Genomic DNA, 24,729 nt, shown 5'->3' with positions numbered 1-24,729 from the left:
TGGAAAAGGGGATGGGCATCACCCGCCTTCGTCAGTCGCCAACCTCCGGGGTTGGCCGCGGCCAGGCGAAGAGGATGGCCTGGACCAGGGTCGCTAGCGGGATGGCGAAAAAGATGCCCCAGAAGCCCCAGAGCCCGCCGAAGACGAGTACGGCGACGATAATGGCCACGGGGTGCAAATTGACCACCTCGGAAAAGAGCAAGGGCACCAGGACGTTGCCATCCAGGGCCTGGATGATGAAATAAACCGTGGCCATCCAGGCGAATTCGCTCGACCAGCCCCACTGGAACCAGCCGACCAGGAGGACAGGGACCGTCACCACCGCGGCACCAATATAGGGCACGATAACCGAGAGGCCGACCAGCAGCCCCAGCAACATGGCGTAATTAAGCCCGAAGATCTGTAGGCCAATATAGGTGGCGGCCCAGACGATCAGGATCTCCCAGAACTTGCCCCGCACGTAATTGGAGATCTGACGGTCCACGTCGTGCCAGACATCACCCGTGATGCGCCGGTGCTCCGGCATGTAACCCATGAACCAGGAGAGGATCAACTCCTTATCCTTGAGAAAAAAGAAGACCAGCATGGGCACCAGGATCAGATAAACCAGGATGGTAATGATGCCCACCACCGAGGCCAGGGACCAGGATAGCACCCGCTGGCCGAAGTTGGTGATCTCGTAGCGGATGGAGCCGATGACCTGCTGCACCTGGTCCTGGGAGACCATTTCCGGGTAGCGTTCCGGCAGTTCGCTCAGGGAGACGAGCCCGGTCGAGATCATCGAGGGGAGTTGCTGCACCAGGTCGGTCACCTGCCGCGACACCACCGGGATGACGCCAAAGAGGACCGTGATCACGAAGACCATGAAGGCGATGTAAACCACCAGGACGGCCGCGAGGCGTGGCCAGCCGTGACGCTGAAAAAAGCCCACCAAGCCCTCCAGCAAGTAGGCGATGACGATACTGGCCAAGGCCGGGGCCAGCATGTAGCCCATGGACAGCACCACGGCGAATCCCACGATCAGGGCCGCCGCGAGTACGACGACCTGGGGATCGGAAAAATAGCGCCTGAACCAGTCGGTTATAACCTGCATGGATGAGTAGGAATCCTGACGTTCACTTCGTGTAGTCGTCCCGGTAAAGAACGTAATGCCGGGCAAAAAGGGCCTCAAGCTCGTCGATGACATCCCGGGCCGGTCGGCCGTTGAGGACGTGGGCGGCCATCAGGATTGAGGTTTCGTCGAGCATGCGCCGCCGATTCAGCATAGGGTAACTGAGGGACAAGCGCTTGATGGCCCCGACCACGGACTCCACCAGCGGCCTGGCGATGAGCTCGGGTTCCGCCAGGGCTGGCCGTTGGGCCAGGACGCCGATACCCCCGCCATTGCCGGTGGCGCTCAGAAACTCGGCAAAACGCAGCAGGGTGGCACGGGATTCCTCATCCAGGCCGCGATACAGCCGCGTCAGGTGGCGCTCGTCGCGCGGTGGCAGCGGTTGCGTCATCATCGGGCTTGGGTCATCCTGGGTGTTCCTCGCAATAGCCGCGGGCGAATTCCAGCAGTTTCTCCATGACCCGCAGGCGAAACTTCTGTTTCTGGTGGACGAAGGAGAAGGGACGTTCCAAGGGTGGATCCAGTTCCAGTGCCACCAGGGTGCCCAGTCGCAATTCCTTCTGGATCGTCGCCCGCGACACCACGGACACCCCCATGCCCGCCTCTACCGCCCCCTTGACTGCCTCCGGACTGCCCAGTTCCATGGCGACTTTGAGGGCGCCCTCGCACTCCGGAAGCTGATCCAGATACTCGCCAATCACCCCCCGGGTACCCGAACCCTCCTCGCGGCAGATAAAAGGGTACTCCAGGAGCCGGGCGAACTTGACCGAGGTCTCCTTGGCCAGCGGATGACTGGGCGGGACTATGCCCAACAGATGATCGCGCTTGCAGACCTCCACCACCAGATTCTTGTTGGCAACCGAGGACTCCACCACGCCCAGGTCGATGGCATTACTCTCCACCAGGGAGACGATGCCGTCACTGTTGGCCACCTTGAGATGGATAGTGACCTCGGGGTACTTCTCCTTGAAATCCCCCAGCAGGGTCGGGAGCATGTACTCGGCGATGGTGGTACTGGCGCCGATGGTGAGGGCCCCGCTAATTTCCCCGGTCAGATCACGTATCGAATGTTCCATTTCGGCATAGATTTCGAAGATGCGATCGGCGAAATACAACACCTGTTCACCCGCGGCGGTCAGGCTGATGCGGTTGTGCGTACGATCGAAGAGACGGGTGTTGAAGTGGTCCTCCAGTTGACGGATCTGGAAGGTCACCGCCGGCTGGGTCATATGCAGGGTTTCGGCGGCCTTGGTAAAGCTCAAGAGGCGCGCCACGGTGTGAAAAACTTGCAGTCGCCGATCCGCCATAACCATCACCCGGCAAAGAGCAAATAAAAACTACTTATATCATGAAAGATTCGGATCTGGGAAGCTGGCCGGCCCAATCCTGACCCGAGGAAAAGACCCCAGGGCCTGATGAGGCCTGGCCCGCCTGAAAAGACATTGAGCCGCATCGGATCATCCTTCATGCCGATGCCCATGGGGAAGCCTGAAACCGGAACGCCGCCTCATGGGCGGCGTTCCTCGCGGCTTTGATCAAGCCTTGAGCCAGCAGCAGTCAGATATAGAGGCAGATATCGCTCTCGCCGGCGAATTCAAAGAAGGCCGCGGCGCCCGCGTATTCAATACCCTCGATAAACTGCGACTGTTCCATATCGAAAAGATCGACGGTCATTTGGCAAGCTACGAACTTGACCTCCGCCTCGGTGCAAAGTTCGCGCAGCTCATCGATGCTGGCCACACCCTTCTTCTTCATCTTGGCCTTCATCATGGAGGTCATCATGCCCTGCATGCCAGGCAGGGTCATGCCCAGGATCGGGAACCACTTATCCATGCCCATGGGCATGGGCATACCGGGGTTACCCAGGGGCGTAACCTCCAGGGACAGATCCTTCTTCAGCAGTTGCAGGCCATAGAAGGTGAAAAAGATCTGGACTTCATAGCCCAGTGCCGCCGCCGTGGAGGCAAGGATAAAAGGGGGGTAGGCCCAATCCAGCGACCCCTTGGTGGCGATGATCGCCAACTTCTTCGGTTCCATCGGACGCTCCTCTCGGAAATTGATTTAGGTTGGCTTCGGCGCTCAGGACTTCTTGATCAAGAAATGGAATTTGCCGCCCTCTTCCTTGGATTCCATCAGTTCGTTGCCCGTCTGCTTGGCAAAGGAGTCAAAGTCCTTCACGGAGCCGGGGTCGGTCGCAATGATATGCAGGACCTGGCCGGAACTCATGGAGTTGAGGGTCTTCTTGGCGCGCAGGATGGGCAGGGGGCAGTTCAGGCCGCTGGCGTCGAGTTCTTGATCGAAGTCTGCCATGGAAATCTCCGAGGGGGTTAGGGTTGTGGACGAGGAGTGAAGACACGCAAGTTTGCCGTTTATAGGCCAAACGGCGAAAAAAGGCAATCGCGCCAACCGGCGCGACGCCGGGTCAGGCTGAGCGGCCCGGTTCGATTGCGAAACCGTGGCGAGCCCAGGCGATGATACCGCCCCGCAGGTTGATGGCCTTGTCGAAACCCTGTTGGGCCAGATATTGGCAGGCATGGTAGGACCGAGCGCCGCTGCGGCAGTAAAGCACCACATCCTTGTCCCTGGGTAGCTCGTTCATCCGCAGGGGCAGGAGGTGCATGGGAATATAAACGGCATTGGGGATGGCGGCCTGGACAATTTCCGCTGGGGTGCGGATGTCAACCAGATAGATATCTTCCCCCGCCGCAATTCTGTCCATCAGGCCGACGGAATCAATCTCGCTAACCAAAGGTAAAGCCCTGTCCCGTATCCAAGTATTTCAGTATATTAAGATGTTTTCATCCCTAAAGCAACCGATCCACCATCCCTCAAACCCTGCCCAGCGACGTCTAAGCCCATGGATTTACTACCCATCTTTCTTGATATCCGCGATCAACCCTGCCTGGTCGTGGGTGGCGGCGCGGTCGCCGCGCGCAAGGTTGCCAGCCTCGGGCGCGCCCACGCCCGGATCCACCTGGTTGCCCCGGAACTGACGCCGGAACTCCAGGCTCAAGCCGACGCCGGGGACCTGATCCATCGCTCCCGAGACTTCAAGGACGAGGATATCAAGGGGATGCGGTTAATTATCGCCGCCACCAGCGACCGCGAGACCAACCAGCGCATCGCGCGTTTGGCCAAGGCAATCGGCATCCCGGTCAATGTCGTGGACCAGCCGGAGGAATGCAGCTTCCTCCTGCCCTCGGTCATCGACCGTTCCCCCGTGGTAGTGGCCGTTTCTACCACCAAGGCCTCCCCCGTACTGGCACGCCTGCTGCGTACCCGACTGGAATCCATGATACCGGCTGGCTACGGCCGCCTTGCCGACCTCTGCGCTCGCTACCGAGACGCCGTCAAGGCGCGCTTCGCGGACGAGCGTGACCGCCGCCGGTTCTGGGATCGGGTGCTGGTTGGCGGGGTCGCCGATCGCGTCTTTTCCGGTCACCTGGAGGAGGCCGATGCCGTCATGGCCCGCGAACTTGCCGAAGCCCGCCCCAGTGGCGGCATGGGCGAGGTCTATCTGGTGGGCGCTGGACCCGGCGATCCGGACCTGGTCACCTTCCGTGCCCTGCGCCTCATGCAGCAGGCGGATGTGGTGGTCCATGACCGCCTGGTCGCCAGGCCCATTCTCGACCTCACGCGTCGCGACGCGCAACGCATCTATGTCGGCAAGGAGCGCGACAACCACGTCATGCGCCAGGAGGACATCAATCGCCTGCTCGCTGACTTGGCCAAGGCCGGCCATCGAGTGCTGCGCCTCAAGGGCGGCGACCCCTTTATCTTTGGCCGCGGCGGCGAGGAGATCGACACCCTGGCGGCGGAGGGGGTGCCCTTCCAGGTCGTGCCCGGTATCACCGCGGCCTCTGGCTGCGCCGCCTATACCGGCATCCCCCTGACCCACCGCGATTATGCCCAGTCCGTGACCTTCGTCACGGGTCACCTCAAGGACGGGACCATGGATCTCAACTGGGATCAGCTCGCCCAACCTCATCAGACGGTGGTCTTCTATATGGGTTTGGTGGGTCTGGCCCTCATCGTCGAGCAGTTGCTAAACCACGGCGTCTCGCCGGATATGCCCATCGCCCTGATCCAGCAGGGCACCACCCCCCATCAGCGGGTTTTTTCCGGTACCCTGGCCACCATCCAGGAGGTGATTGCCGAGGAAATGCCCCAGCCGCCCACCCTTATCATTGTCGGCGAGGTCGTCAAGCTACGGGAGAAGTTGAACTGGTTCCAGAACCATCAACTACCCCCAGGAACAGCGGCATAGGAGGGATCAGGTGGGAGGCCAGGGTCAGGGTGCGGCCGATGAATTTAAGGTAGATGGGGGGCGCGGGCAAGTCGGCTACCCCATCGGCACCTCATGCCAGCGGCCGGGGTGGCCATTCCTGGAGGGGCTTGAAGGCCAGCCCGAGCAGTTGGGTCAGGGCAGGCATAAGGCTGGATTCCAGGATGTCCCTTTCCCGGCCTTGGAGATGGCGAAAATAGACATCCAGCTCCTCAACGACATAATCGGAGAGATCGGAGAAGGTGTTGAGGGGGATATCGATCACCATCTCAAAATTGGGACCCAGGAGGGCGCGAAAGGCCTCTTGATCGGGCTTATCCAGCAAGTTGCCCGCGCCCTGCTCCCGATCGTAGATGAAGGTAAGGGTCAGGTAACCACTACCGTCCGGACGATGAAAGGCGGACGCCTTGAGCACACCTTCGAGGGGCCCGCCGCCGGGATGAGCCCCTCGGCTAAATCCGGCAAAGCCCATCATCTGTTCATCGGCCTTGGAAGCCAGGAGGCCTTCCATCAGATCATAGACTTCTTCCATGAGGATTCCTGTTAGTTGCGCTTCATGGTGCCGCCATGCTCGGCGGTGCCGGCATGGGTGGTGAAGGGGCGGTCCAGATATTCAGGTGAGGCCTCGCCCAAGAGTTCGTAAAATTGCTGGAGTTGCAGGCGGTAGAGACGCTCAAAGTCGCTGACCGCCCCAGCGGGGTTGTCGTCGCCGAACCACCAGAACCAATCCGAACCCTCACAGGTGGCCAACTGGAGTTCCAGGCGCTCGCGTTCTTCCTCGCTCCAGGTTCGGGTGGCCAGGGCCCGGTCATAGGCGGCCTTGGCGGCACCGAGCATGTCCCAGGCGCGGTTCTTGTCGGCGTTGCCGATCCAGGTCGAGAGGGTGCCATAGACCCAGCTTCCGGCCACCAGGCGTTCGAGGGCGGGGGTCGGACCGGCAAGACCCGCCAGCAGACCAGAAAAGGTGGTGAGCTCCAGTCGCGGATGGCTGGCCAGGCGGCGGTAGAGTTCCGGCAGAAAGAAGCTGGCGTTGTGGGGGTAATATTCCCAGGCGTTCTCGCCATCCATGATGATGGAGAGGACGCGGTTGGAACGACCCTGGGTAGCCTCGGCGACGCGCTCCAGGTGTTCGATCAGGTTGGAGACGGCGTCCTGGGCGTGCCAATCGGCATAGGTGAAGCCAATGAGGTCGGAGATGCCATCGTCACGGAAGAAGCAGTGGATCTGGCCCTGACCCAGCCGGTAGGGGCTGGTCAGCCAATGTTCCGGCAAATTGTCACCCCGAGTGGCGCGCAGGCTGTTATAGAGGACGCGCTGGCCACTGGCGGCCCAGCGCACCCCCTCCTCTTCCAGCAGACGCAGGGTGGCCGCGCTGAGGGCGCCCTCGGAGGGCCAGCAACCGGTGGGCCGGCGGCCAAAGTGGCGCTCGAAGGTCGCCATGCCGCGGCGAAGATGCCAGCGCGCCCGTTCCTCGCCCCCCGGGTAGGCCTGCAACTCCGGCAACGGGCTCTCGGGTACGGACTCCCGGGCGGAGCGGATGTCCAGCAGCAGGGGCAGAATGGGATGGGCGTAGGGGGAGAAGGACAGCTCCACCCGACCCTGGTCGGCGAGGCGGCGATAACGCGGGATCAGGGCATGGAGCTGCTCACCGATAACGTCCACCAGGGCGCGACGGTCGTCCAGGGAAAAGCCCCGCCCCTTGCGCTGCAGGGAGTCGATACGGGGGTCGTTATCGCGAATATGCTCCCCGGTCCAGGCCAGGTGGTACCAGACGAGGAGGTCGGCAAGGAACTGATCGTTAACGTAAAGGTCGGCCCTGTGATGACAGTCGAACCAATCCGCCAGATCTATCAGTTCGCGCAGGCAGGGAAAGCGATCGATGAGATGAGTCTTGTTGGCCTTGCGGCAGGCGATGATCAGGTCTCGGCGCCGGGGGGTATCCAAGGGTAGGCCAGGGCCGGCCAGGGCGGACAGCAGCGGGTCCCGGATGCGCCGGCCACCGGCCTGCCAGGCCTGGATCTGGGCGCTGTAATCCTCGATCTGCTCCAGCAGGACCGGGGCGAAGTTGACCACGGCGCGGGCCTGGGGCTGTGCCTCCAGATGCGCCGCCATATCGGAGTAATCCTTGATGCCGTGGAGATAGACCCATGGCAGGTGGTATTCTCGCCCGCCGGGCCCCCGGTAGTCTGGCTGGTGCATATGCCAGCAGAGCACAACCGGTAGGCGGGTTGGGTCAGCGGACATAACTGGGTTCCTGCTTGAGCATCTCCGGGGTAACCAGGGTTACCTCGGTTTCGGTCACATAGAAGCCGCTGGCGCGATCCCGGTCCGGATCCAGGCCGATGTTCATGCCCTCGGGGATGCGACAGCCCCGATCGATGACGGCGTTATGGATTCGGCAATTGCGGCCCACATCCACGTCCGGCAGTATTACGGAGTCCTGAACGTAGGAATAGGAATTGACCCGGACGTTGGAAAAGAGCAGGGAATGGCGAACCACGGCGCCGGAAATGATGCAGCCACCAGAAACCATGGAATCCACCGCCATGCCCCGACGTTCCTCGTCGTCGAAGACAAACTTGGCCGGTGGCAACTGCTCCTGGTAGGTCCAGATCGGCCAGGAGGCATCGTAGAGATTCAGGGGCGGAGTGACGCCGATCAACTCCAGGTTGGCCTGCCAAAAGGCATCGACGGTGCCCACATCGCGCCAATAGGCCTGCTCGCCGCTGCGCAAGTCACGGAAGGGATAGGCCATGACCCGGTACTTGTCGATCACGCCAGGAATGATGTCCTTGCCAAAGTCGCGGCTGGAACCGGGCATATCCGAATCCCGGATGAGCTGCTCGTAGAGAAATCCGCGATTGAAGACGTAAATGCCCATGGAGGCCAGAGCCACGCCCTCGCGCCCGGGAATGGAATCCGGCTGGTCGGGCTTTTCGGCAAAGTGGCGAACCCGGTTGTCCCGGTCCACGGACATGACACCGAATTCACGGGCCTTGGCCAGATTGACTTCCAGACAGCCCACCGTCATATCGGCGCCCATCTCGACGTGCTGAGCGATCATGGCGCCATAATCCATTTTATAGATGTGGTCGCCGGCCAGGATCAGGACATAGTCCGGGTTATGAGCACGGATGATGTCCAGATTCTGGAAGACGGCGTCGGCGGTACCGGCGTACCAGGAGGTCTCGGTAACGCGCTGTTGGGCGGGCCACAGCTCGACGAACTCGCCGAACTCACCCCGCAGGAAGCCCCAACCCTTCTGAATATGCAGGATCAGGGAGTGGGACTTGTACTGGGTGAGGACACCGATGCGGCGGATGCCCGAGTTGATGCAGTTCGAAAGCGGGAAATCGACGATGCGGAACTTGCCCCCAAAAGGCACCGCCGGCTTGGAGCGCCACTTGGTGAGATCCTGGAGGCGCGAGCCCCGACCACCAGCCAGAATCAGGGCCAGGGTGTTGCGGGTGAGGCGGCTGACGAAACGTTGAGTCGAATCCGGCATGGAGAACCCCCTCGGCGATGACTAATTTTGGCTGGCGTTTGGCTAAACGCAAGGCTCCCTTATGGTAACATCATCCGCCGTTAAGCCATCGCCTCTTGCCGTGTAGGAGACACGCCGTCATGCCCACGGGAACCCCCGCCGCCGCCCAACTCCCCGAACACCTCCAGCGCATCCTCGAGGCCCGCCATCACGACCCCTTCGAGGTCCTGGGCCGCCATGTCAAGGACGGCGTATGCGCCCTGAGGCTCTTTTTGCCCAAGGCGGAACGGGTGCGGGTCGCGGGGACCCAGGTAGAGGTCCCACGCATCGAGGGCACCGATCTCTTCGTCTGGGAGGGCGATCCCTCCCAGGTCCCCCCCAGCTATCGCATCGACTGGACCGACGCCCAAGGCCAGGTCCATCGCCTCATAGACCCCTACGCCTTCCCCGCCCAACTCGAAGACTTCGACCTGCATCTCTTTGGCGAGGGCCGCCATTGGCATGCCTACCGTTTTCTTGGCGCCCATCCGCGTCGCGTGGCGGGGGTAGCCGGCACCCTCTTCGCCGTCTGGGCGCCCAACGCCCAACGCGTCAGCGTGGTGGGTGAATTCAATGCCTGGGACGGACGCGTCCACCCCCTGAGGGCACGGGGCGGATCAGGGGTCTGGGAGATCTTCCTGCCGGCCCTCGGGCCGGGCGAGTTCTACAAATTCGAACTCCGCGACCAGCAAGGCAACACCCACGTCAAAATCGACCCCTATGCCACCGCTTTTCAGACCCGCCCGGATACGGCCTGCATCACCCAGGCCGAGAGCGATTTCGCCTGGGACGACGCCGCCTGGCTAGAGGAGCGCGCCCAGGCCGATTGGTCACACCAGCCACTCTCGATCTATGAGGTCCACCTCAGCTCCTGGCAGCGCAGCGCCGATGGCAACTTCCTCGGCTACCGCGAGATCGCAGAGCGCCTGGCGGACTATGCCCAGGAGGCGGGCTTCACCCACGTCGAACTGCTGCCCATTACCGAGCACCCGCTGGACGCCTCCTGGGGCTACCAGACCACGGGCTATTTTGCCCCCACCAGCCGCTTCGGCGCGCCGGAGGACTTCCGCTGGTTTGTGAATCACCTGCATGGCAAGGGTATCGGCGTCCTCCTCGACTGGGTCCCCGCCCACTTCCCCCGCGATACCTTCGCCCTGGCCCGCTACGATGGCTCGGCCCTCTACGAGCACGAGGACCCGCGCCTGGGCGAACATAAGGATTGGGGCACCCTGATCTTTAACTTCGGGCGTAACGAGGTGACAAACTTCCTGCTCTCCAGCGCCCTCTTCTGGCTAGAGGAGTTTCACCTGGACGGCCTGCGGGTGGACGCGGTGGCCTCCATGCTCTACCTGGACTATTCCCGCAACGCCGGCGAGTGGATACCCAATCGCTATGGTGGCAACGAGAACCTGGAGGCGGTGGACTTCCTGCGCCAGCTCAACGAGGTGACTCACGGCCAGCACCCTGGCACCCTCATGATCGCCGAGGAATCCACCGCCTGGCCGGCGGTCTCGCGGCCCACCTTCGCCGGCGGCCTGGGCTTCACCATGAAGTGGAACATGGGCTGGATGCACGACACCCTGGCCTACTTCTCCAAGGACCCCATCTACCGGCATTATCACCACGACATGCTGACCTTCGGGCTCCTCTACGCCTTCACCGAGAACTTCGTCCTGCCCTTCTCCCATGACGAGGTAGTCCACGGTAAGCACTCCCTGCTCGACCGCATGCCGGGCGACGGCTGGCGCAAGTTCGCCGGGCTGCGCCTGCTCTACGCCTTCATGTTCACCTATCCGGGCAAGAAGCTGCTCTTCCAGGGCTGTGAGTTCGGACAGGGACGTGAATGGGACTTCGCCGGCGAGCTGGATTGGTACCTGCTCGAACGGGAGCCTCATCAGGGTATTCACCGGTTGGTCGCGGACCTTAACCGCCTCTATCGCCGACACCGGGCCCTGTACGACCTGGACTTCCAGGATACGGGGTTCGAGTGGATCGACTGCAACGACAGTTCCCAGTCAGTCCTGAGCTACCTGCGCAAGGACCGCACCGGCGAGGCCAAGGTGCTGGCCCTCTTCAACTTCACCCCGGTACCGCGCCCCGGCTATCGCCTTGGCGTACCCGAGGCCGGCTTTTACCGTGAGGTCCTCAACTCGGACGCGGGTATCTATGGCGGCAGTTCTTATGGCGAGCGCGTGGGTGGCGCCTCCGAGCCCGTGGAATGGATGGGGCGCCCCCATTCTATCCTGGTGGATCTGCCGCCCCTCGCGGGTGTCGTCCTCGTCCTCGACGCCACTGCCGACGCAGCCGAGCCCACCCGGGAGCCCGATGAGGCCCAGGACGCGGATGCACAATGAAAGACGCCCGCAGGTCCGAGGGCAACCCAATCACCGTGGGGCCTTGGCCTAACCAGGGGCCCCACGGCGAGGACGCTACCAGTTATTAGCCGGTCCGGCAGGGCCTAGTAAGGCTCACTCCAACCGGAGCTTGGCCAAAAAAGCGGCTCGGCGCATGCCGATCAGGCCCTGGCCTGGGACGAGAGATGCTGATAGATGGTGTGGATACGCTGCAAATCCGTCTCGCTTAGCAGCGGATCTATGGTCCGTGCCACCTCGGCCTGAATCGCCGCCCAGTCCTCTTCCTTCAACACCCGACGGGCCAGAGGAAAGGCCTCGGCCTCTTCGAGATCCAGGTGCGCGCGGAGGGTCGAGACCATTTCCCGACCGTAAGCCTCGATCTGATCCCGGCGCTGGACCTCGCCGTTGATGACCCCGTCGACGGCTTGGCGGAAATTGTGGGTCATCTCGTTCAGGGCCTGGTGCTGGCGGGTGAGGATGTCCAGATAGGACTGGTGGTGGCCGGCCAGGCGGAGACGTTCGCGGATTAGCTCCTCCATCGGATGGTGAATCTGGTCCGAATACTCCTCCATGTACTGCAGCAGTTCGCTGAGGATTTCGTAGTCCGGTTCCCGGCCGTTGTGAAACATGGCCAGAATATTGTCCAACAGGTCGAGCAACTGGCTGATCTGCTTATGCTCATGATGGAGACGGTCAAGTATTTGCGTCATGGGTCAGGGTCCTCTTCAAGTGGATGCAGGCTCCAACGGCTCGGCCAGCATGACGGGAAAAATCAAGATCTAGTATGGCATAGTTGGACTCGGGTGGCGCCAATAGCCAACCGAGGCATGGCTTATAGCCTATGACCCGCGGTCGGGTTGATCCGCCCCGCGAGCCAATGCCAGAGGGTCCCCTCGGGGGAACTGCCACCCGTCAGGACGTAGTTGAGGGAGTGGACATTCTGCAAGGTCCAGCCCAGACGGGAGCGGCCCAGGGGACGGCCGCACAGCAGCAAATGATCGCCAGGACCGACCTGGCGGTCCTCGGGTGGCAAGAGTTCGCGCCCCTCGCCCTGGACCAGCAGCAAGGGAATGATGGGCAGGGAGCGCTCGCGGGCGCGGGGATCGCGCAAAAGCGCCCCCAGGGTGACCTCCGCCCCCTGCCCGGTCAGAACGCAGATGGCATGGGCGTTTTCGTCATCAAAGATAACCTCCCAGACATCCGGCACCTGATGGTCAACCAGAGCCAGGATGCGACTCACCAGTTGGCAAGACCAGGCGTGGTCCTGGAGCCGAGCAAGCTGCTCGAATTCGGTGAGCAGGGGGGTGACCAACAGGATGCGGATGCGGTCGGCAATGATGGTGCTGGGGTGCATCAGGATATCGGCGCCAACGGCCCGGAACAGCTCCTCGTTATCCTTGTGATTCTCCCGCACCACGATAAAGAGGTCGGGGTTGAGAGTCCGTGCCGTCATGACAATGGAGAGGTTGTTGGCATCGTTATGGGTGCCCACCACCAGACCCACGGCGCGCCGCACGCCCGCCTGTTCCAGGGTATGGGCCTCGGTACCCCACCCCGGGACCAGGGGTATGCCTTCGGGCCTGCCGGTCAATTCCGGCGCGGCCTCCACCACCACCAAATCCATCCCCCGCGCGCCAAGATTGGCCGTGATAGCCTTGCCAAATCGCCCATAGCCACAGAGGATCCACAGTCCTTCGGCGGGCGGCATGGGGGGATCCCTGAGCGGTTCGCCCTGCAGGCCGGACAGCCAGTCCCGCATCAGGGTCAGGCAAGGGGTGGCGATGGCCATGCCCAGATAGGCGCCGAAGATATCGAAAGGGTCATAAATATAATCGGTGCCGAAGGAGGCCATGTTGGCCTCCACTTCATGGGAATCGGCCCGGCAGACGACCTTGACCTCCGGATGCATCAGCTTGGCGGCAATGGCGACCTTGAGATTGGTCTCGTTGACCTCGGTCAAGGCCACCACGGCCGCGCACAGGGGGTGCTTGAGCCCCGCCTCCAGCAGATGATGAGGGCGGCGCGCGTCGCCATGCAGGGCGGGCACATACTCGCGCAGATTTTCGAGTTGCAGCAGATCGACCCGTTCCTGGCGCTGATCGATCACGACCGCATGTCGATTACCGTCGGTAATGGCCTGAACCAGGGCGCTACCCGTCTCCCCATAACCACAGACCAGGTAAAAGGGTTCCCTCATCCGCCGGATGCGCCGCGCGAAGCGCAGCTCCGCCAGGGAATGCTGAAAGGTCTTGTCCTGGAGGAGGGCGATCAGGGTGCCGATAGAGTAGAACCAGCCCACCACCGTCAGATAGATGGCGATGGTGACCCAGGCGCGTTGGGCATCGGTAAAGGCATAAGGGATCTCGCCAAAGCCGATGGTAGTGGCGGTGTAGCTGAAGAAATAGAAGGCATGGAAAAAATCCATGTGCCAGAGCTTGCCCTCGGCGTCCTGGCCGGGGATCAGTACCAGCCCCATGACGGAGACCGAGTAGATGATGATGAGGACGATCAGGGGGGCGCGCATGCGCCGGAAAATCAGGAAAGCAACGTTATCCATGGGAATCGGTTAACCCTATGGCTTATTTCCAGGGGCCCGCGCGGACGGGTCGCGAAGCGACGGCCTTACCTTACCCGGCCCAGGGTCGGGGCCGCGCACTAGCGCCGCAGCATGACGGTCTCGATGACCAGCAGCACGACCGAGATCACATTGGCGATCATGGCGCCGCCACTCAAGGAGACGATGCTGGCGGTAACCCCAGGCGTCAGGCCCGTCGCCGCGACATGCACGGCCACCGCCCAGACGACCACGGCGGCGATGAGCTGGAGCATGGCCGCCAGGCTGGTGGCCAGGAGTACGGCCCCCAACTGGGTGCGGTCGCCAAACTTGAGCACGGTGGCGATCGCATTCACCACCAACGTGGCGAAGAGTTCCCACACATGGTGATGCTCGGGATTGTCCACATCGCCGACAAAAAACCCAAAGTTAAGGGTCAGCGCCAGGACGATAAAGAAGCCAAAGACGACCTTTTCAGGATTCATGGAGATACCTGGCTTGGGACAGAGGGGAAACGCCGCCTTCCCCATCCTGGGTGAATTCGCTGGGCGGTGGCGAATTATCCCCCCCAAATCAGGGCAGGTAAAGAAAGCGTAAATTCCATGTTTGACGGGACCTATCGCCCTGACTCCCTGCCAGGGTCCGGCATTCTCCGCGCCCCCTTTTGCCCATCCAGAGGGGCCATGGCCGGCCCGCGGCTAACCCGGCCAGACCGCGGTCGGCTATGCCAACTCCCCCGGTCGGGGATGGTCATCCTCCCCTGAAAAATCCAGGACGACCCGCCAGTGCCCATCCAGGCGCAGATGGGCGTCGAGTTGGGCGCCATCGCCATCGCTGAAGCCCTGGATCAGTCCGGTGCGGCCGGTGGCAATGAGGCGGCAGATCTCATCCTCCGTCAGCAAGCGTCCGGCGACCTCCTTCCAGACCACGAAGTCGCAACCATCCCGGTAGCGGTCGCAACCAAAGCCCCGGCGGCCCTCGATGATGCGACCCAAGCCGCACTTGGGACAGGTCAGTGGCCCCAGGGGGACTCCGGACGCACCCGCGGGCTGCCCCGATCCGCGCCCGACACTCCCTTCCCGGGCCGCCACGGGGGGCGGGCCGGAGACGCGCCCGCGGGCGATCCCTCGAAATCGAAGGCGACCCGGCCAGCCTCATCCAACTTCAAGCGTGCCGCAAAGGGCCGTCCGGTCTTGGCGACGAAACCTTCGACCTTATCCGTCCGCCCCTCGGCCAGCAGTTGCCGGATCAGAGGCTTTTCGAGCCTGAGCCCCGCCAGAGTCTTCCAGAGCGTCAGGCCGCAACCCTCGGTATAACGGCTGCAGCCGAAGGCCTTGGCGGTTTCCAGCACCCTGCCCTTCTTACAGATCGGGCAGAGGCCCAGATCCGTGGCGCGCGCGGGGCTGGCGTGCCGCGGCCCACCGCGCTTATCCCTGGTTCGACCCGGGCCCGCGGCGGCCGCCTGCTCCGGAGTCAAGGCCGGACCCTGGGCCACGACGGGGACGAGATGACGTACCCAGGCGACAATATCGCGATAGAAGTCCTCGGCCCGGCCTTGGCCCTGTTCCACATCCTTGAGCCGCTGCTCCCAGTTCGCGGTCAGTTCCGGGCTGCGCAAGGGCTCCGCCACCAGGCCGATGAGGGCCAGGCCCTTGGGGGTCGCCCGCAACTGTTTGCGCTGACGCTCCACATAGCCGCTCCGAATGAGTTTTTCGATGATCTCGGCGCGGGTGGCGGGCGTGCCCAGGCCGGACGCCTTCATGGCCGTCGCCAGGGCATCGTCCTCGATCTCGCGCCCGGCGCTCTTCATGGCCGCCAGCAGGGTTGCGTCATCATAGGGGCGCGGGGGCTGGGTCTCCTTTTCCACCACCTCCAGGCCCGTGACATGGACGGTCTGACCTGGAGTCAGGGGCGGCAGGACCCCCTCCTCCTGCTCGCCCCCCGCTGCGACTCGGCGGGGGGGCTCCACCCGCTTCCAGCCGGGATCCAGGACCCGCGAACCCCGGGCCATGAAGTCGGCACCGCCAATATCCAGGATAACGCGGGTCTCCTCCACCTGCTCATCGGGCAGGAAGATGGCGACAAATCGCGCCGCCACCAGTTCGAAGACCCGACGCGCCGCCTCCGGCAGATGGGCTGGGGGCCGCTTGCCCGTGGGCAGAATGGCGTGATGATCCGTGAGCTTGGTGCTGTCCACATAGGCCTTGCCGAGTAGGTGGCCAGCTTCCAGACGCTGGATCGCCTCGGCAGCCAGGGTATGTTCCAGGCCAGTGAGGATGCCCGGAAGCAGGGGTAACATATCCTCGGCGATATGGCGACTCTCGGTTCGCGGGTAGCTGATGAGTTTGTAGGTCTCATAGAGGGCCTGGGCCTGCTCCAGGACCTGGGCGGCCGTGAGGCCAAAGTGGCGGTTGGCGTCACGCTGCAGATTGGTGAGGTCGTAAAGGGGCGGTGGCCGGTTATGGCGCACCTTCTGGTCAACCCGCTTCACCCGGCCCTGGGTATGCGGCGCCAGTTCCCGCTGGAGGCGCTCGGCCTCGGTTCTCTCGTCGAGGCGGGTCTCGCCATCCCGGCAGTAACGGGCGCTGAAGCCCTCCGCCAGGGTCGCCACTAATTCGTAAAAATAGGCTTTGACGAAGCCGGCGATGGCCTGATCACGGGCCACGATCATGGCCAGAGTCGGTGTCTGGACCCGGCCGATGGTGCATAGCACCCGGTTATGGACCGTGTAGGCCCGGGTGAGGTTCATCCCCACCAGCCAGTCAGCCTGGGCACGGGCCCGCGCCGCCTGGGCCAGGGGCTCGAAGGCCGCGCCAGGCTTGAGGTGGGCAAAGCCCGCGCGGATCGCCTCGTCGGTCAGGCTGGACACCCAGAGGCGCTGGAAGGGTTTGCGGCAGTGAGCGAACTCGTAGATGAGGCGGAAGATATTCTCGCCCTCGCGCCCAGCATCCGTGGCACAGATGACGGCCTGAGTATCCGGGGCATTGAGCAGGCCCTGGACGATCTTTAACTGGCTGGCGGTGCGCGGGTCGGACCGCAATTGCCAGCTCTCCGGGATCATGGGCAGTTGGGCCAGGGACCAGCGACCCGACCAGGCGACGCCATAGTCATCCGGCTCGGCAAAATGGACCAGATGGCCCAGGGCCCAGGTGACGCGGTAGCCCTGCCCCTCCAGGAAGCCCTCGCCCTTGCGCCCAGCCCCCAGAATGCGGGCGATATCGCGGGCGACGCTGGGCTTTTCGGCGAGGACGAGAAGGGTCAAGGGAGATTTCGCGAGGACCGTCAATCGTCCAGGAGGACGCGTTTGGCCTCGTTGATCTTGGCGGCCAGATAGTCGGACCCTCCCCGATCCGGGTGCAAGCGCTGCATCAGACGGCGATGGGCGTCGCGAATGGCCACGGGGTCCGCCCCTGGCGCCAGGCCCAGCACGGCCAGGGCCTCCTCCTGGTTCATGGGGCCGCCGCTCGCCGGGGACTGGGGGCCGCCAGACGCCGATTGGCGCCACTCCTCGCCCTGGGTCCTGTCCAGGTAGGCCTCCAGCAGGGTGGCCGACTGAACATCCTCGCGGCGGCAACATTCCAGTAGGCGCAATAGGACGTCTTGCGCTAATTCGGAAAGGCGCTGTCCCTGAAATTCACCCTCCAGAACCCGTCCATCCATATCGCCGCTGGCGTGATCCAGGGTCATTTCGAGAAAACGGGTACGGATCGAGGAACTTTGACCCGCCGGACCCGGCCCCCCGGCCTGGGCGGCACCCCCGGCGAGACCGCCCAAGCCGAGTGAGCGCAGGGTCTGGCGGATGGCCGGCAACATCAGCAGAAGATTGATACCGCGCATGGCCACGGGGATGGCGGCGGCAAGGGCGGCAAAAAGGGGGTTGAGGCGCCCCGTCAGGGCCAAAGCGGCCAGGAGACCCATGAGGCCCCAAAAGGCGCCCTGCCGCACGCGCCGGGAAACCTGGGCGGTTGATGTCTTGCGGAACCAGTGGAGGAACCAGACTAAAGCGGCAATCAGCAGGACGAGGAGGAGCAGTCGACCGACCATGGATCAGCCCCGACGAAGGCCTTGGGTCAAGCGCAGGACCGCGCCGCCACGCCGACGGCCAAAGTCCTCCAGGGCGCGGCGACCGCCCGCCGCGAAGATGGCGACGGCGCTCAGCAAGTCGCGCAGCACCTCGGGGCTGTGGGCATCGAAGGGGCACCAGGCCCCACCGCTCAGACTGGCTATGGCGCGCAGGGTCTTTTCCGCCTGGGGATCACGTCCCTCCTGGAAGACGAAGACCGGCAACCCCAGAAGGCCGAGTTGGCCGGCAAGCTCGGCGAGCCGCGCCGGTTCCTCTTCCACGGCATCGCCAACCAGGACCAGGGCATCCACTTTACCCTGCTTACGCTCCTCTAGGGCGTGTTCCAGGACGCGCCCGATCTGCGTCAGACCCGCCGAGCAAGAGACGCGGGTCATGCGCCCTAGCAATTCCTCGGCCTGGTTACACCAGGGTGAGGCCTCGAAAACCAGGAAGCCACCAAAGTGACAGAGTTGCACTGAAAGCCCCCCCAGGTTAGCCGTTTCGCTGAACATGGTGGCTTGGATGGCGCAGGCCTGGTCCCAGGTCGGCTCGCGGCTGGCGGTTGCGTCCATGGCAAAGATGAGGCGCCCGCGCTGTCCCCCAATCCGCGGCGGAGTAGCCTCCAACTTGCGCATAAAGGCCGCCAACTCACCATCACTGGCGACGGAATACAGATCTCGACGGTCACTGGTCATAGGTCGTCGGGGCCGTCAATAAGGATGGATAGTCAAGGAGGAGCGACTCTGTCAGTTTGGCCGCATCCTGGGAAAATGCCAACCGGGTCTATGCGAATGAGATAGTCCCGGATGCGAACTTCGGGATATCCCAGAAACGGCCCAGGCGCCCGAGGGGACGCCTAGCCATAATCCATGAGCATAAGGATGGAGGAAAATCAGCGCCGGTCAAGACGCCGATTCCCCTCGACATCCACTCTCAAATCAGCCTTCCACGACCTTCAGATAATTAGCCTTGAAGGCATTGCGATCGCCCTTGCTGGCGGGATCATATCCCTGATCCTGCATCTTTTGCTTCATCCAGCCAGGAGTCGCACCGCGAGAATAGACATTATCGGAATTATCGGGATCAACGTAGAGGGTACGCTGGCGACTATCCGCCGGGGAGCGACGCGGAGCAGCCACCACGCGAGCTGGACCACGGCGCTTTCTCACACCAAGCAGGGGGACGATGTCATTCAGGGCATAACCCTGTTCGGCAATCATGTCCTTGATGGTTTGAGCCAATTCATATTTGGCCTGCTCTTTACGCTGCGCAAGGGCCGCGATGGCATTGAGGCGTTCCTGTTCGAGATCAGCGACAAGCCGCTGGATCTCCTCATAACTTAGGTTTTCTAATTCCATCAAAAAACTCCTGATGAGTGGGTGAGTAACATTAACTACCGAATCGACGCACCCGATACGGTAATAGGACCGCTAATTTAAACCAAAAATTTATATTGTCAACTCCCCATGGAAACCACGCCGTCTTTAATGACCATTCAGTGACTCCCAAGACGATCAACCCGGCTATTTAAACTCAAGTCAAGGGTATCGTCAGGATACCCGCACACTCATTCGCTCCGATCGAATTAGGTCAAGCCTCATTACCGGAAGGGTCCCTCGCCACCCTGGAGACCCGGGGGCATGGCGGGTATCCCCCAACCCAAGCGCCAGGAGAGATTTGGCGAACCCTCCCGACGGGGGTGACCCACACCCAAGCCGTAACGCCCCGCACAATCCGGCAAACTCGGCGGCCCTCCCAGACTCGGCGGCACCCGCAGACCCGATCACCGGCTCTAGCTTGACTTGGGTCAAGACCCACATCTTGAGTTTCGTATAATCTTAACCACTATATATTGTGCTTACCCAGGTTATCGCTCATGCCTAACGTCCAGCCAAGGCTCGCCACCTTGCCCACCCGCATCCTCAAGCGCGATGGTACGCAGGTCGCCTTCGCGGCCAGCAAGATTCGCTCGGCCATCGAACGAGCGGGGCGGGCCAGTGGCGAATTCGGGGCTCGGGAGGCCGAGCGCCTGACCTCCCAAGTCGTCAAAGTGCTCAGCCACCGCTTCCATAATGGTCGTGTGCCGGATATCGAGGCCATCCAGGACCTGGTGGAGCAGACCCTCATCGCGGATGACCACTTCGAAACGGCCCGAGCCTATATCCGCTATCGGGAACAGCACCGCAAGCTGCGCTCGGATCGCCGCACCCTGGTGGACGCCGCCGCCAGCATCGACGAATATCTGGACAGGTCCGACTGGCGCGTCTCCGCTAATGCCAACCAAGGCTGGTCCCTGGGTGGCCTCATTCTGAACACCTCGGGCAAGATGATCGCCAACTATTGGCTATCGCACGTTTATCCCCCCGAGATCGGTGAAGCCCATCGTGCGGGCGACATCCATATCCATGACCTCGACATGCTGGCCGGCTATTGTGCCGGCTGGTCCCTGCGCACCTTATTACATGAGGGCTTCAATGGTGTGCCGGGTAAGGTCGAATCCGGCCCGCCGCGCCACATGTCATCCGCCATCGGCCAGATCGTCAATTTCCTCGGCACCCTTCAGAATGAATGGGCCGGTGCCCAGGCCTTCTCCAGCTTCGATACCTATATGGCGCCCTATGTACGCAAGGATCTGCTGGAATATTCGCAGGTTCGTCAGTACATCCAGGAACTCATCTATAACCTGAACGTGCCCTCCCGCTGGGGCTGTCAGACGCCCTTCACGAATCTCACCTTTGACTGGATCTGCCCGGAGGATTTGCGCGAACAAATACCCATCATCGCTGGCGAGGAACAGCCCTTCGCCTATGGCGATCTCCAGCGGGAGATGGACCTCATCAACCGCGCCTATATCGAGGTCATGACGGCGGGCGATGCCAAGGGTCGCATCTTTACCTTCCCCATTCCCACCTACAACATGACCGAGGACTTTCCCTGGGACAGTGAAAACGCCGAGCGCCTCTTCGCCATGACGGCCAAATATGGCCTGCCCTACTTTCAGAATTTCATCAATTCCGAACTCAGACCCAACATGGTCAGATCCATGTGCTGCCGCCTGCAACTCGACCTGCGGGAACTGCTCAAGCGCGGCAATGGCCTCTTCGGCTCCGCCGAGCAGACGGGATCCCTAGGGGTGGTGACCCTCAATTGCGCGCGTCTGGGCCATGCCCATGCCGGCGACGAGGCCTGCCTCCTGGCCAGCCTGGACCAGCTGCTTGATCTGGCCCGCGACAGCCTGGAGATGAAGCGCAAGGTCATCCAGCGCCACCTGGATGATGGCCTCTTTCCTTATACCAAGCGTTTCCTCGGCACCCTGCGCAACCACTTCTCCACCATCGGGGTGAATGGCCTGAACGAAATGGTCCGGAACTTCACCCAGGACCGGGAGGACATCACCTCCACCGCGGGTCAGGCACTGGCCCTGCGTTTTCTCGACCGGGCGCGGGCGCGGCTGGTGGAGTTCCAGGAGGCGACCGGCCATATGTACAACCTGGAGGCCACCCCTGCGGAGGGTGCCACTTATCGCTTCGCCCGGGAGGACCGCAAGCGCCTCCCGGGCATACTTCAGGCCGGCTCGGCGGATGCACCCTACTACACCAATTCCTCTCAGATTCCTGTCGGTTACACGGATGATCCCTTCCTGGCTCTGGAGTTACAGGAGGAGCTCCAGAGCAGATACACGGGCGGTACCGTACTCCACCTCTACATGAGCGAGCACATATCCAGCCCCGAGGCCTGCAAACGCCTGGTCCGCCGCGCTCTGACCCACTTCCGCCTGCCCTACATCACCATCACGCCCATCTTTTCCATCTGCCCCAACCATGGCTATCTCCCGGGCGAGCATGAGTTCTGCCCCCACTGTGACCAGGAAATCATGGCCCGCAAGTAGTGCCAGACCGCAGAGAACCCTCGCCATGGGCGAATCCTTTTCAAAACTTATTCAGGAGAGCACCACCATGTCGACTAACCCCAACATCCCGCTCACGGACGAAGATCGTACCCGCTGCGAAGTCTGGACCCGCGTCATGGGCTACCATCGCCCAGTGGCCGCTTTCAACGCCGGCAAGCGCTCCGAGCACCAGGAGCGGCGCTATTTTGTCGAGCAACGGCCGGCCCCGGGGTGCCTTGAAGTGAAAAAATGCGATTGAGCAGCGCCAAGGGATAAGGGCATGGACAAGGACGCGTTGCGCATCGGCGGTCTTACCCCCCTGACCAGTCTGGACTATCCCGGGGAACTGGCGGCGGTGATCTTCTGCCAGGGCTGCCCTTGGCGGTGCTCCTACTGTCACAACCCGCATCTGCTGCCGCCCGACGGCACCCATGCCATCCCCTGGAGCCAAGTGGAGGCATTTCTGGAACGTCGCCAAGGGCTCCTGGATGCCGTGGTCTTCGGAGGCGGCGAACCCACCCTGCAAAACGCCTTGCCCGCCGCCCTGACTCACGTCAAGGCGATGGGCTTTAAGATTGGCCTGCACACGGCGGGCATCTATCCCGAACAGTTGGGGATACTGGTGCCGCTCCTGGACTGGGTTGGGCTGGATATCAAGGCCTTGCCCGAGGATTACCCCATCATCACCGGGGCGGTGGGTTCCGGTGAACGCGCCTGGAAGAGCCTGCGCCGGCTCATCGCGGCGGGCGTCCCCCTAGAGGTCAGGACGACCCTGCCTCCAGACTGGCGGCTAGCCCGTGGGATGGAGACCTTGATGCGCCGCTTGGCCGATGCGGGGGTCCAGGACTACGGGCTCCAGACTTGCCGAGAAACCCATCGCCGCCAGCAGGACGCGCGGATCACCGGATCACCTGCCTCGCCCCCGCCGGAAACCTATGCAAAACTTGGAGAGGCTCTATTCCGCCGCTTCGTCTTACGGTAGCATAAAGCGTTAAGAGGGCTTTGATTGGCCTCGCCCTGCCCCCAATTGGCAATCCAGACCGCGGTTCAATCCGACCCAAGCCCAGTTCCCAGTTACCTTTCAGTCCATGTCAATGAAGAAGAAAATCAAGCGCCTTGCGACTTCGCTGTTGCCGGTTGCCCCTAACCGTGTCGGCGACTGCAACCGCTGCGGTGAGTGCTGCAAGCTGCCCTATCCCTGCCCCTTTCTGCGCTATGACGCGGACGGCTTGAGCATGTGCGCTATTTACACCTTTCGCCCGCCGAGTTGCCGCAAATATCCCCGCACGGCGGAGGAGAACCTCACGTCCCAGGTCTGCGGCTTCAGCTTCGTCCCAACCAGCCAGATCGTGGAGGTAGGGCCTCCCGACACCCTGAACCCCTTGGTCCCCTCCGAACAGTCCGCCTAAATCAGACCTGAGTATGTTCCTTGATATCCGGGTCCAGGCCGAACCCTTCGATCTCCCCGAGGAGCAACGCACCCTCTGGCTAGGTCAGACCCAAATCGGGGCACTGGTCAGCTTCATAGGCCTGATGCGCGACTTCAACGAGGGCAACCCCGTCAGCCGCCTGACCCTGGAACACTACCCCGGTATGACCGAGAAGGCCCTCGCGGTGATCGCCGAGGAGGCAGCCAGCCGCTGGCCCCTCGATGCCGTCCGCATTCTGCACCGCGTCGGGGTCCTGGAACCCCAGGATCCCATCGTTCTCGTCGCCGTTGCCGCCAGCCATCGGGGACCGGCCTTTCGCGCCTGCGAATTCCTGATCGACCAGCTCAAGACCAAGGCCCCTCTCTGGAAAAAGGAGACGACCCCAACGGGCGAAAGTTGGGTCCAGCCCCGAGCCAGCGATGCGGTTGCCGATTCCCGCTGGACGACCTCGGCTCATAATAGGGGTCGGGACTAAGTCCCCGCCCCAAGCCGCGCCATCCAGCCCGATCCGACAGCCTTAACCCTTTTCGGCCTCGTCCAGGGCAGACCTTAGGGCGCTAAAAATAAGACGACTCGCCTCCTTCTCATCAAGTTCCGGCACTTCCCAAGACATGATGCGGCAGTACTTACTGACCAGATGACGAACATCGCCGACCAGTTCCTTGTTATATTTCGCGATTTCGATTTGCTCGAGTCCAGACATGGGTGTTTCCTCTCGGTCAAGTTGCGACGCCGGAACAATCGGCGCCCAGGGTAATGGGCCGCCAGCGCTTGGAATATAGACATTAAAGCAGGTAACAGGGCGCCCGCGACAATTTTCCTTGCGGAACTGCCTGTCAAAAGCCACGGCATCGGCGGATGGATGGCAATCCTTTACCCCATGAACCCGTTCCTCCGCTCTGCTACGGAAGCATCCAACCGACTCGTTCCCCGAGCGATTGTGTTAATGTTCGGGGTGATGAATCATCCGCCTCGGGCCCGGTTCCCGCATCTACCTAGGCGACTTAGCTCTAGCCTCCTTCTCACCTTATTGGGAGTTGTTACATGATCAACCGCCGTGAATTCTTTACCTCCGCCCTGGCGGGACTGGCCTTATTCGTGAGTGGCGCGACCCTGGCCGAAACCCCTAAAAAGCCATCTGGCAGCGTAAACATCGACGAAACCCAGATTGCCTTTATCGTCGGCGGCAGCTTCGGCAAGGGCGAACTCAAGTTCCAGGGCAAGAAGCATGACTTCAAGATCAATGGCATCAGCGCCGGCGCCAATTTTGGGGCCTCCAAGATCTCGGCGGTGGGCGAGGTCTACGACCTGAAAAAGCTGGCTGATTTCCCGGGCACCTATGTGCAGTTGGAAGGCGCCATCACCCTCGCCGGCGGCGTCGGTGGCACCATCCTCAAAAACCAGCATGGCGTCATCATGCGCCTCCAGTCCACCTCCCAGGGGCTGCAGTTCAACCTGAGTTCCAGCGGCGTGACGGTCAAGATGGAGCCCTGATCCAGGCATCCAGACCCACCAGGCCG

The 24,729-nt window shown here is 62.3% G+C and carries 24 protein-coding genes and 1 pseudogene; 8 read left to right on the top strand and 17 right to left on the bottom strand.

The window, feature by feature from the left end:
* Positions 1-31: 31 nt before the first annotated feature.
* From IPN92_13025 to IPN92_13000, 6 genes are all read right to left on the bottom strand, one after another.
* Complete coding sequence (locus IPN92_13025; GenBank protein MBK8639142.1) at positions 32-1,093, bottom strand: AI-2E family transporter; 1,062 nt, start codon at positions 1,091-1,093, stop codon at positions 32-34.
* Positions 1,094-1,115: 22 nt separating this feature from the next.
* Positions 1,116-1,505 carry a hypothetical protein gene (locus IPN92_13020; GenBank protein MBK8639141.1) on the bottom strand — a complete coding sequence of 130 codons (390 nt, stop codon included), beginning with the start codon at positions 1,503-1,505 and terminating at the stop codon, positions 1,116-1,118.
* A gap of 10 nt (positions 1,506-1,515) precedes the next feature.
* Positions 1,516-2,418 (bottom strand): LysR family transcriptional regulator, encoded by a 903-nt coding sequence (locus IPN92_13015; protein ID MBK8639140.1) that lies wholly within the window; start codon positions 2,416-2,418, stop codon positions 1,516-1,518.
* Between the two features lie 250 nt (positions 2,419-2,668).
* Positions 2,669-3,148, bottom strand: a complete 480-nt coding sequence (locus IPN92_13010; protein ID MBK8639139.1) for a DsrE/DsrF/DrsH-like family protein — start codon at positions 3,146-3,148, stop codon at positions 2,669-2,671.
* 42 nt (positions 3,149-3,190) lie between these two features.
* Positions 3,191-3,421 carry a sulfurtransferase TusA family protein gene (locus IPN92_13005; protein ID MBK8639138.1) on the bottom strand — a complete coding sequence of 77 codons (231 nt, stop codon included), beginning with the start codon at positions 3,419-3,421 and terminating at the stop codon, positions 3,191-3,193.
* 112 nt (positions 3,422-3,533) lie between these two features.
* The gene (locus tag IPN92_13000; GenBank protein ID MBK8639137.1) at positions 3,534-3,860 is read right to left on the bottom strand and encodes a rhodanese-like domain-containing protein; all 327 of its coding nucleotides are present in this window, start codon (positions 3,858-3,860) and stop codon (positions 3,534-3,536) included.
* 108 nt (positions 3,861-3,968) lie between these two features.
* On the opposite strand from IPN92_13000, the gene cobA reads away from it, so the two are divergent.
* Positions 3,969-5,378 (top strand): uroporphyrinogen-III C-methyltransferase, encoded by a 1,410-nt coding sequence (gene cobA / locus IPN92_12995; protein ID MBK8639136.1) that lies wholly within the window; start codon positions 3,969-3,971, stop codon positions 5,376-5,378.
* A gap of 91 nt (positions 5,379-5,469) precedes the next feature.
* Here cobA and IPN92_12990 read toward each other — a convergent pair whose 3' ends face one another.
* From IPN92_12990 to glgC, 3 genes are read right to left on the bottom strand one after another with little or no spacing between them, the layout of a single operon-like run.
* Complete coding sequence (locus tag IPN92_12990; protein MBK8639135.1) at positions 5,470-5,928, bottom strand: hypothetical protein; 459 nt, start codon at positions 5,926-5,928, stop codon at positions 5,470-5,472.
* An 11-nt stretch (positions 5,929-5,939) separates the two neighbouring features.
* Positions 5,940-7,640 (bottom strand): glycoside hydrolase, encoded by a 1,701-nt coding sequence (locus IPN92_12985; protein ID MBK8639134.1) that lies wholly within the window; start codon positions 7,638-7,640, stop codon positions 5,940-5,942.
* Positions 7,630-8,901, bottom strand: coding sequence for a glucose-1-phosphate adenylyltransferase (gene glgC, locus IPN92_12980; protein ID MBK8639133.1), 1,272 nt, complete (start codon positions 8,899-8,901; stop codon positions 7,630-7,632). Before glgC ends, IPN92_12985 begins: the two co-directional genes overlap by 11 nt.
* 119 nt (positions 8,902-9,020) lie before the next feature.
* Here glgC and glgB point away from each other — a divergent pair, with 119 nt between their 5' ends.
* Positions 9,021-11,273 carry a 1,4-alpha-glucan branching protein GlgB gene (gene glgB / locus IPN92_12975; protein ID MBK8639132.1) on the top strand — a complete coding sequence of 751 codons (2,253 nt, stop codon included), beginning with the start codon at positions 9,021-9,023 and terminating at the stop codon, positions 11,271-11,273.
* A gap of 161 nt (positions 11,274-11,434) precedes the next feature.
* Here glgB and IPN92_12970 read toward each other — a convergent pair whose 3' ends face one another.
* The 7 genes and pseudogenes from IPN92_12970 to IPN92_12940 form a co-directional block, all read right to left on the bottom strand.
* Positions 11,435-11,983, bottom strand: coding sequence for a hemerythrin domain-containing protein (locus IPN92_12970; GenBank protein MBK8639131.1), 549 nt, complete (start codon positions 11,981-11,983; stop codon positions 11,435-11,437).
* 122 nt (positions 11,984-12,105) lie between these two features.
* On the bottom strand, positions 12,106-13,830 hold the full coding sequence (locus tag IPN92_12965) for a potassium channel family protein (protein MBK8639130.1): 1,725 nt from the start codon (positions 13,828-13,830) through the stop codon (positions 12,106-12,108).
* A 98-nt stretch (positions 13,831-13,928) separates the two neighbouring features.
* Entirely contained in the window at positions 13,929-14,312 is a 384-nt protein-coding gene (locus IPN92_12960; GenBank protein ID MBK8639129.1) for a hypothetical protein, read from the bottom strand.
* 237 nt (positions 14,313-14,549) lie between these two features.
* A pseudogene (locus IPN92_12955) lies at positions 14,550-17,089 on the bottom strand (DNA topoisomerase 3).
* A gap of 20 nt (positions 17,090-17,109) precedes the next feature.
* A complete protein-coding gene (locus IPN92_12950; GenBank protein ID MBK8639128.1) occupies positions 17,110-17,871 on the bottom strand; it encodes a molecular chaperone DnaJ in 762 nt (253 codons plus the stop codon).
* A gap of 3 nt (positions 17,872-17,874) precedes the next feature.
* Positions 17,875-18,585 carry a VWA domain-containing protein gene (locus IPN92_12945; protein ID MBK8639127.1) on the bottom strand — a complete coding sequence of 237 codons (711 nt, stop codon included), beginning with the start codon at positions 18,583-18,585 and terminating at the stop codon, positions 17,875-17,877.
* A 243-nt stretch (positions 18,586-18,828) separates the two neighbouring features.
* A complete protein-coding gene (locus IPN92_12940; protein ID MBK8639126.1) occupies positions 18,829-19,248 on the bottom strand; it encodes an H-NS histone family protein in 420 nt (139 codons plus the stop codon).
* 518 nt (positions 19,249-19,766) lie between these two features.
* Between IPN92_12940 and IPN92_12935 the strand changes: the two genes are divergently transcribed.
* The 5 genes from IPN92_12935 (at position 19,767) to IPN92_12915 (ending at position 23,684) form a co-directional block, all read left to right on the top strand.
* Complete coding sequence (locus IPN92_12935) at positions 19,767-21,779, top strand: ribonucleoside triphosphate reductase (GenBank protein MBK8639125.1); 2,013 nt, start codon at positions 19,767-19,769, stop codon at positions 21,777-21,779.
* A gap of 67 nt (positions 21,780-21,846) precedes the next feature.
* Positions 21,847-22,038 (top strand): hypothetical protein, encoded by a 192-nt coding sequence (locus tag IPN92_12930; GenBank protein ID MBK8639124.1) that lies wholly within the window; start codon positions 21,847-21,849, stop codon positions 22,036-22,038.
* A gap of 21 nt (positions 22,039-22,059) precedes the next feature.
* The gene (locus tag IPN92_12925; GenBank protein ID MBK8639123.1) at positions 22,060-22,761 is read left to right on the top strand and encodes an anaerobic ribonucleoside-triphosphate reductase activating protein; all 702 of its coding nucleotides are present in this window, start codon (positions 22,060-22,062) and stop codon (positions 22,759-22,761) included.
* A 112-nt stretch (positions 22,762-22,873) separates the two neighbouring features.
* The gene (locus IPN92_12920; GenBank protein MBK8639122.1) at positions 22,874-23,188 is read left to right on the top strand and encodes a hypothetical protein; all 315 of its coding nucleotides are present in this window, start codon (positions 22,874-22,876) and stop codon (positions 23,186-23,188) included.
* 13 nt (positions 23,189-23,201) lie between these two features.
* Entirely contained in the window at positions 23,202-23,684 is a 483-nt protein-coding gene (locus tag IPN92_12915) for a molybdenum cofactor biosynthesis protein MoaE (GenBank protein MBK8639121.1), read from the top strand.
* 42 nt (positions 23,685-23,726) lie between these two features.
* Here the strand turns inward: IPN92_12915 and IPN92_12910 are convergent, their stop codons facing one another.
* Positions 23,727-23,912, bottom strand: a complete 186-nt coding sequence (locus IPN92_12910; GenBank protein MBK8639120.1) for a hypothetical protein — start codon at positions 23,910-23,912, stop codon at positions 23,727-23,729.
* Between the two features lie 341 nt (positions 23,913-24,253).
* Between IPN92_12910 and IPN92_12905 the strand changes: the two genes are divergently transcribed.
* Positions 24,254-24,703 (top strand): DUF1134 domain-containing protein, encoded by a 450-nt coding sequence (locus tag IPN92_12905; GenBank protein MBK8639119.1) that lies wholly within the window; start codon positions 24,254-24,256, stop codon positions 24,701-24,703.
* The last annotated feature ends 26 nt before the right edge of the window (positions 24,704-24,729 follow it).

The sequence above is a fragment of the Chromatiaceae bacterium genome, from assembly GCA_016714645.1.
GTDB lineage: Bacteria > Pseudomonadota > Gammaproteobacteria > Chromatiales > Chromatiaceae > M0108.
The sequence above is the reverse complement of the archived record's forward strand: the minus strand, read 5'-3'. Positions and strand labels throughout refer to the sequence as shown.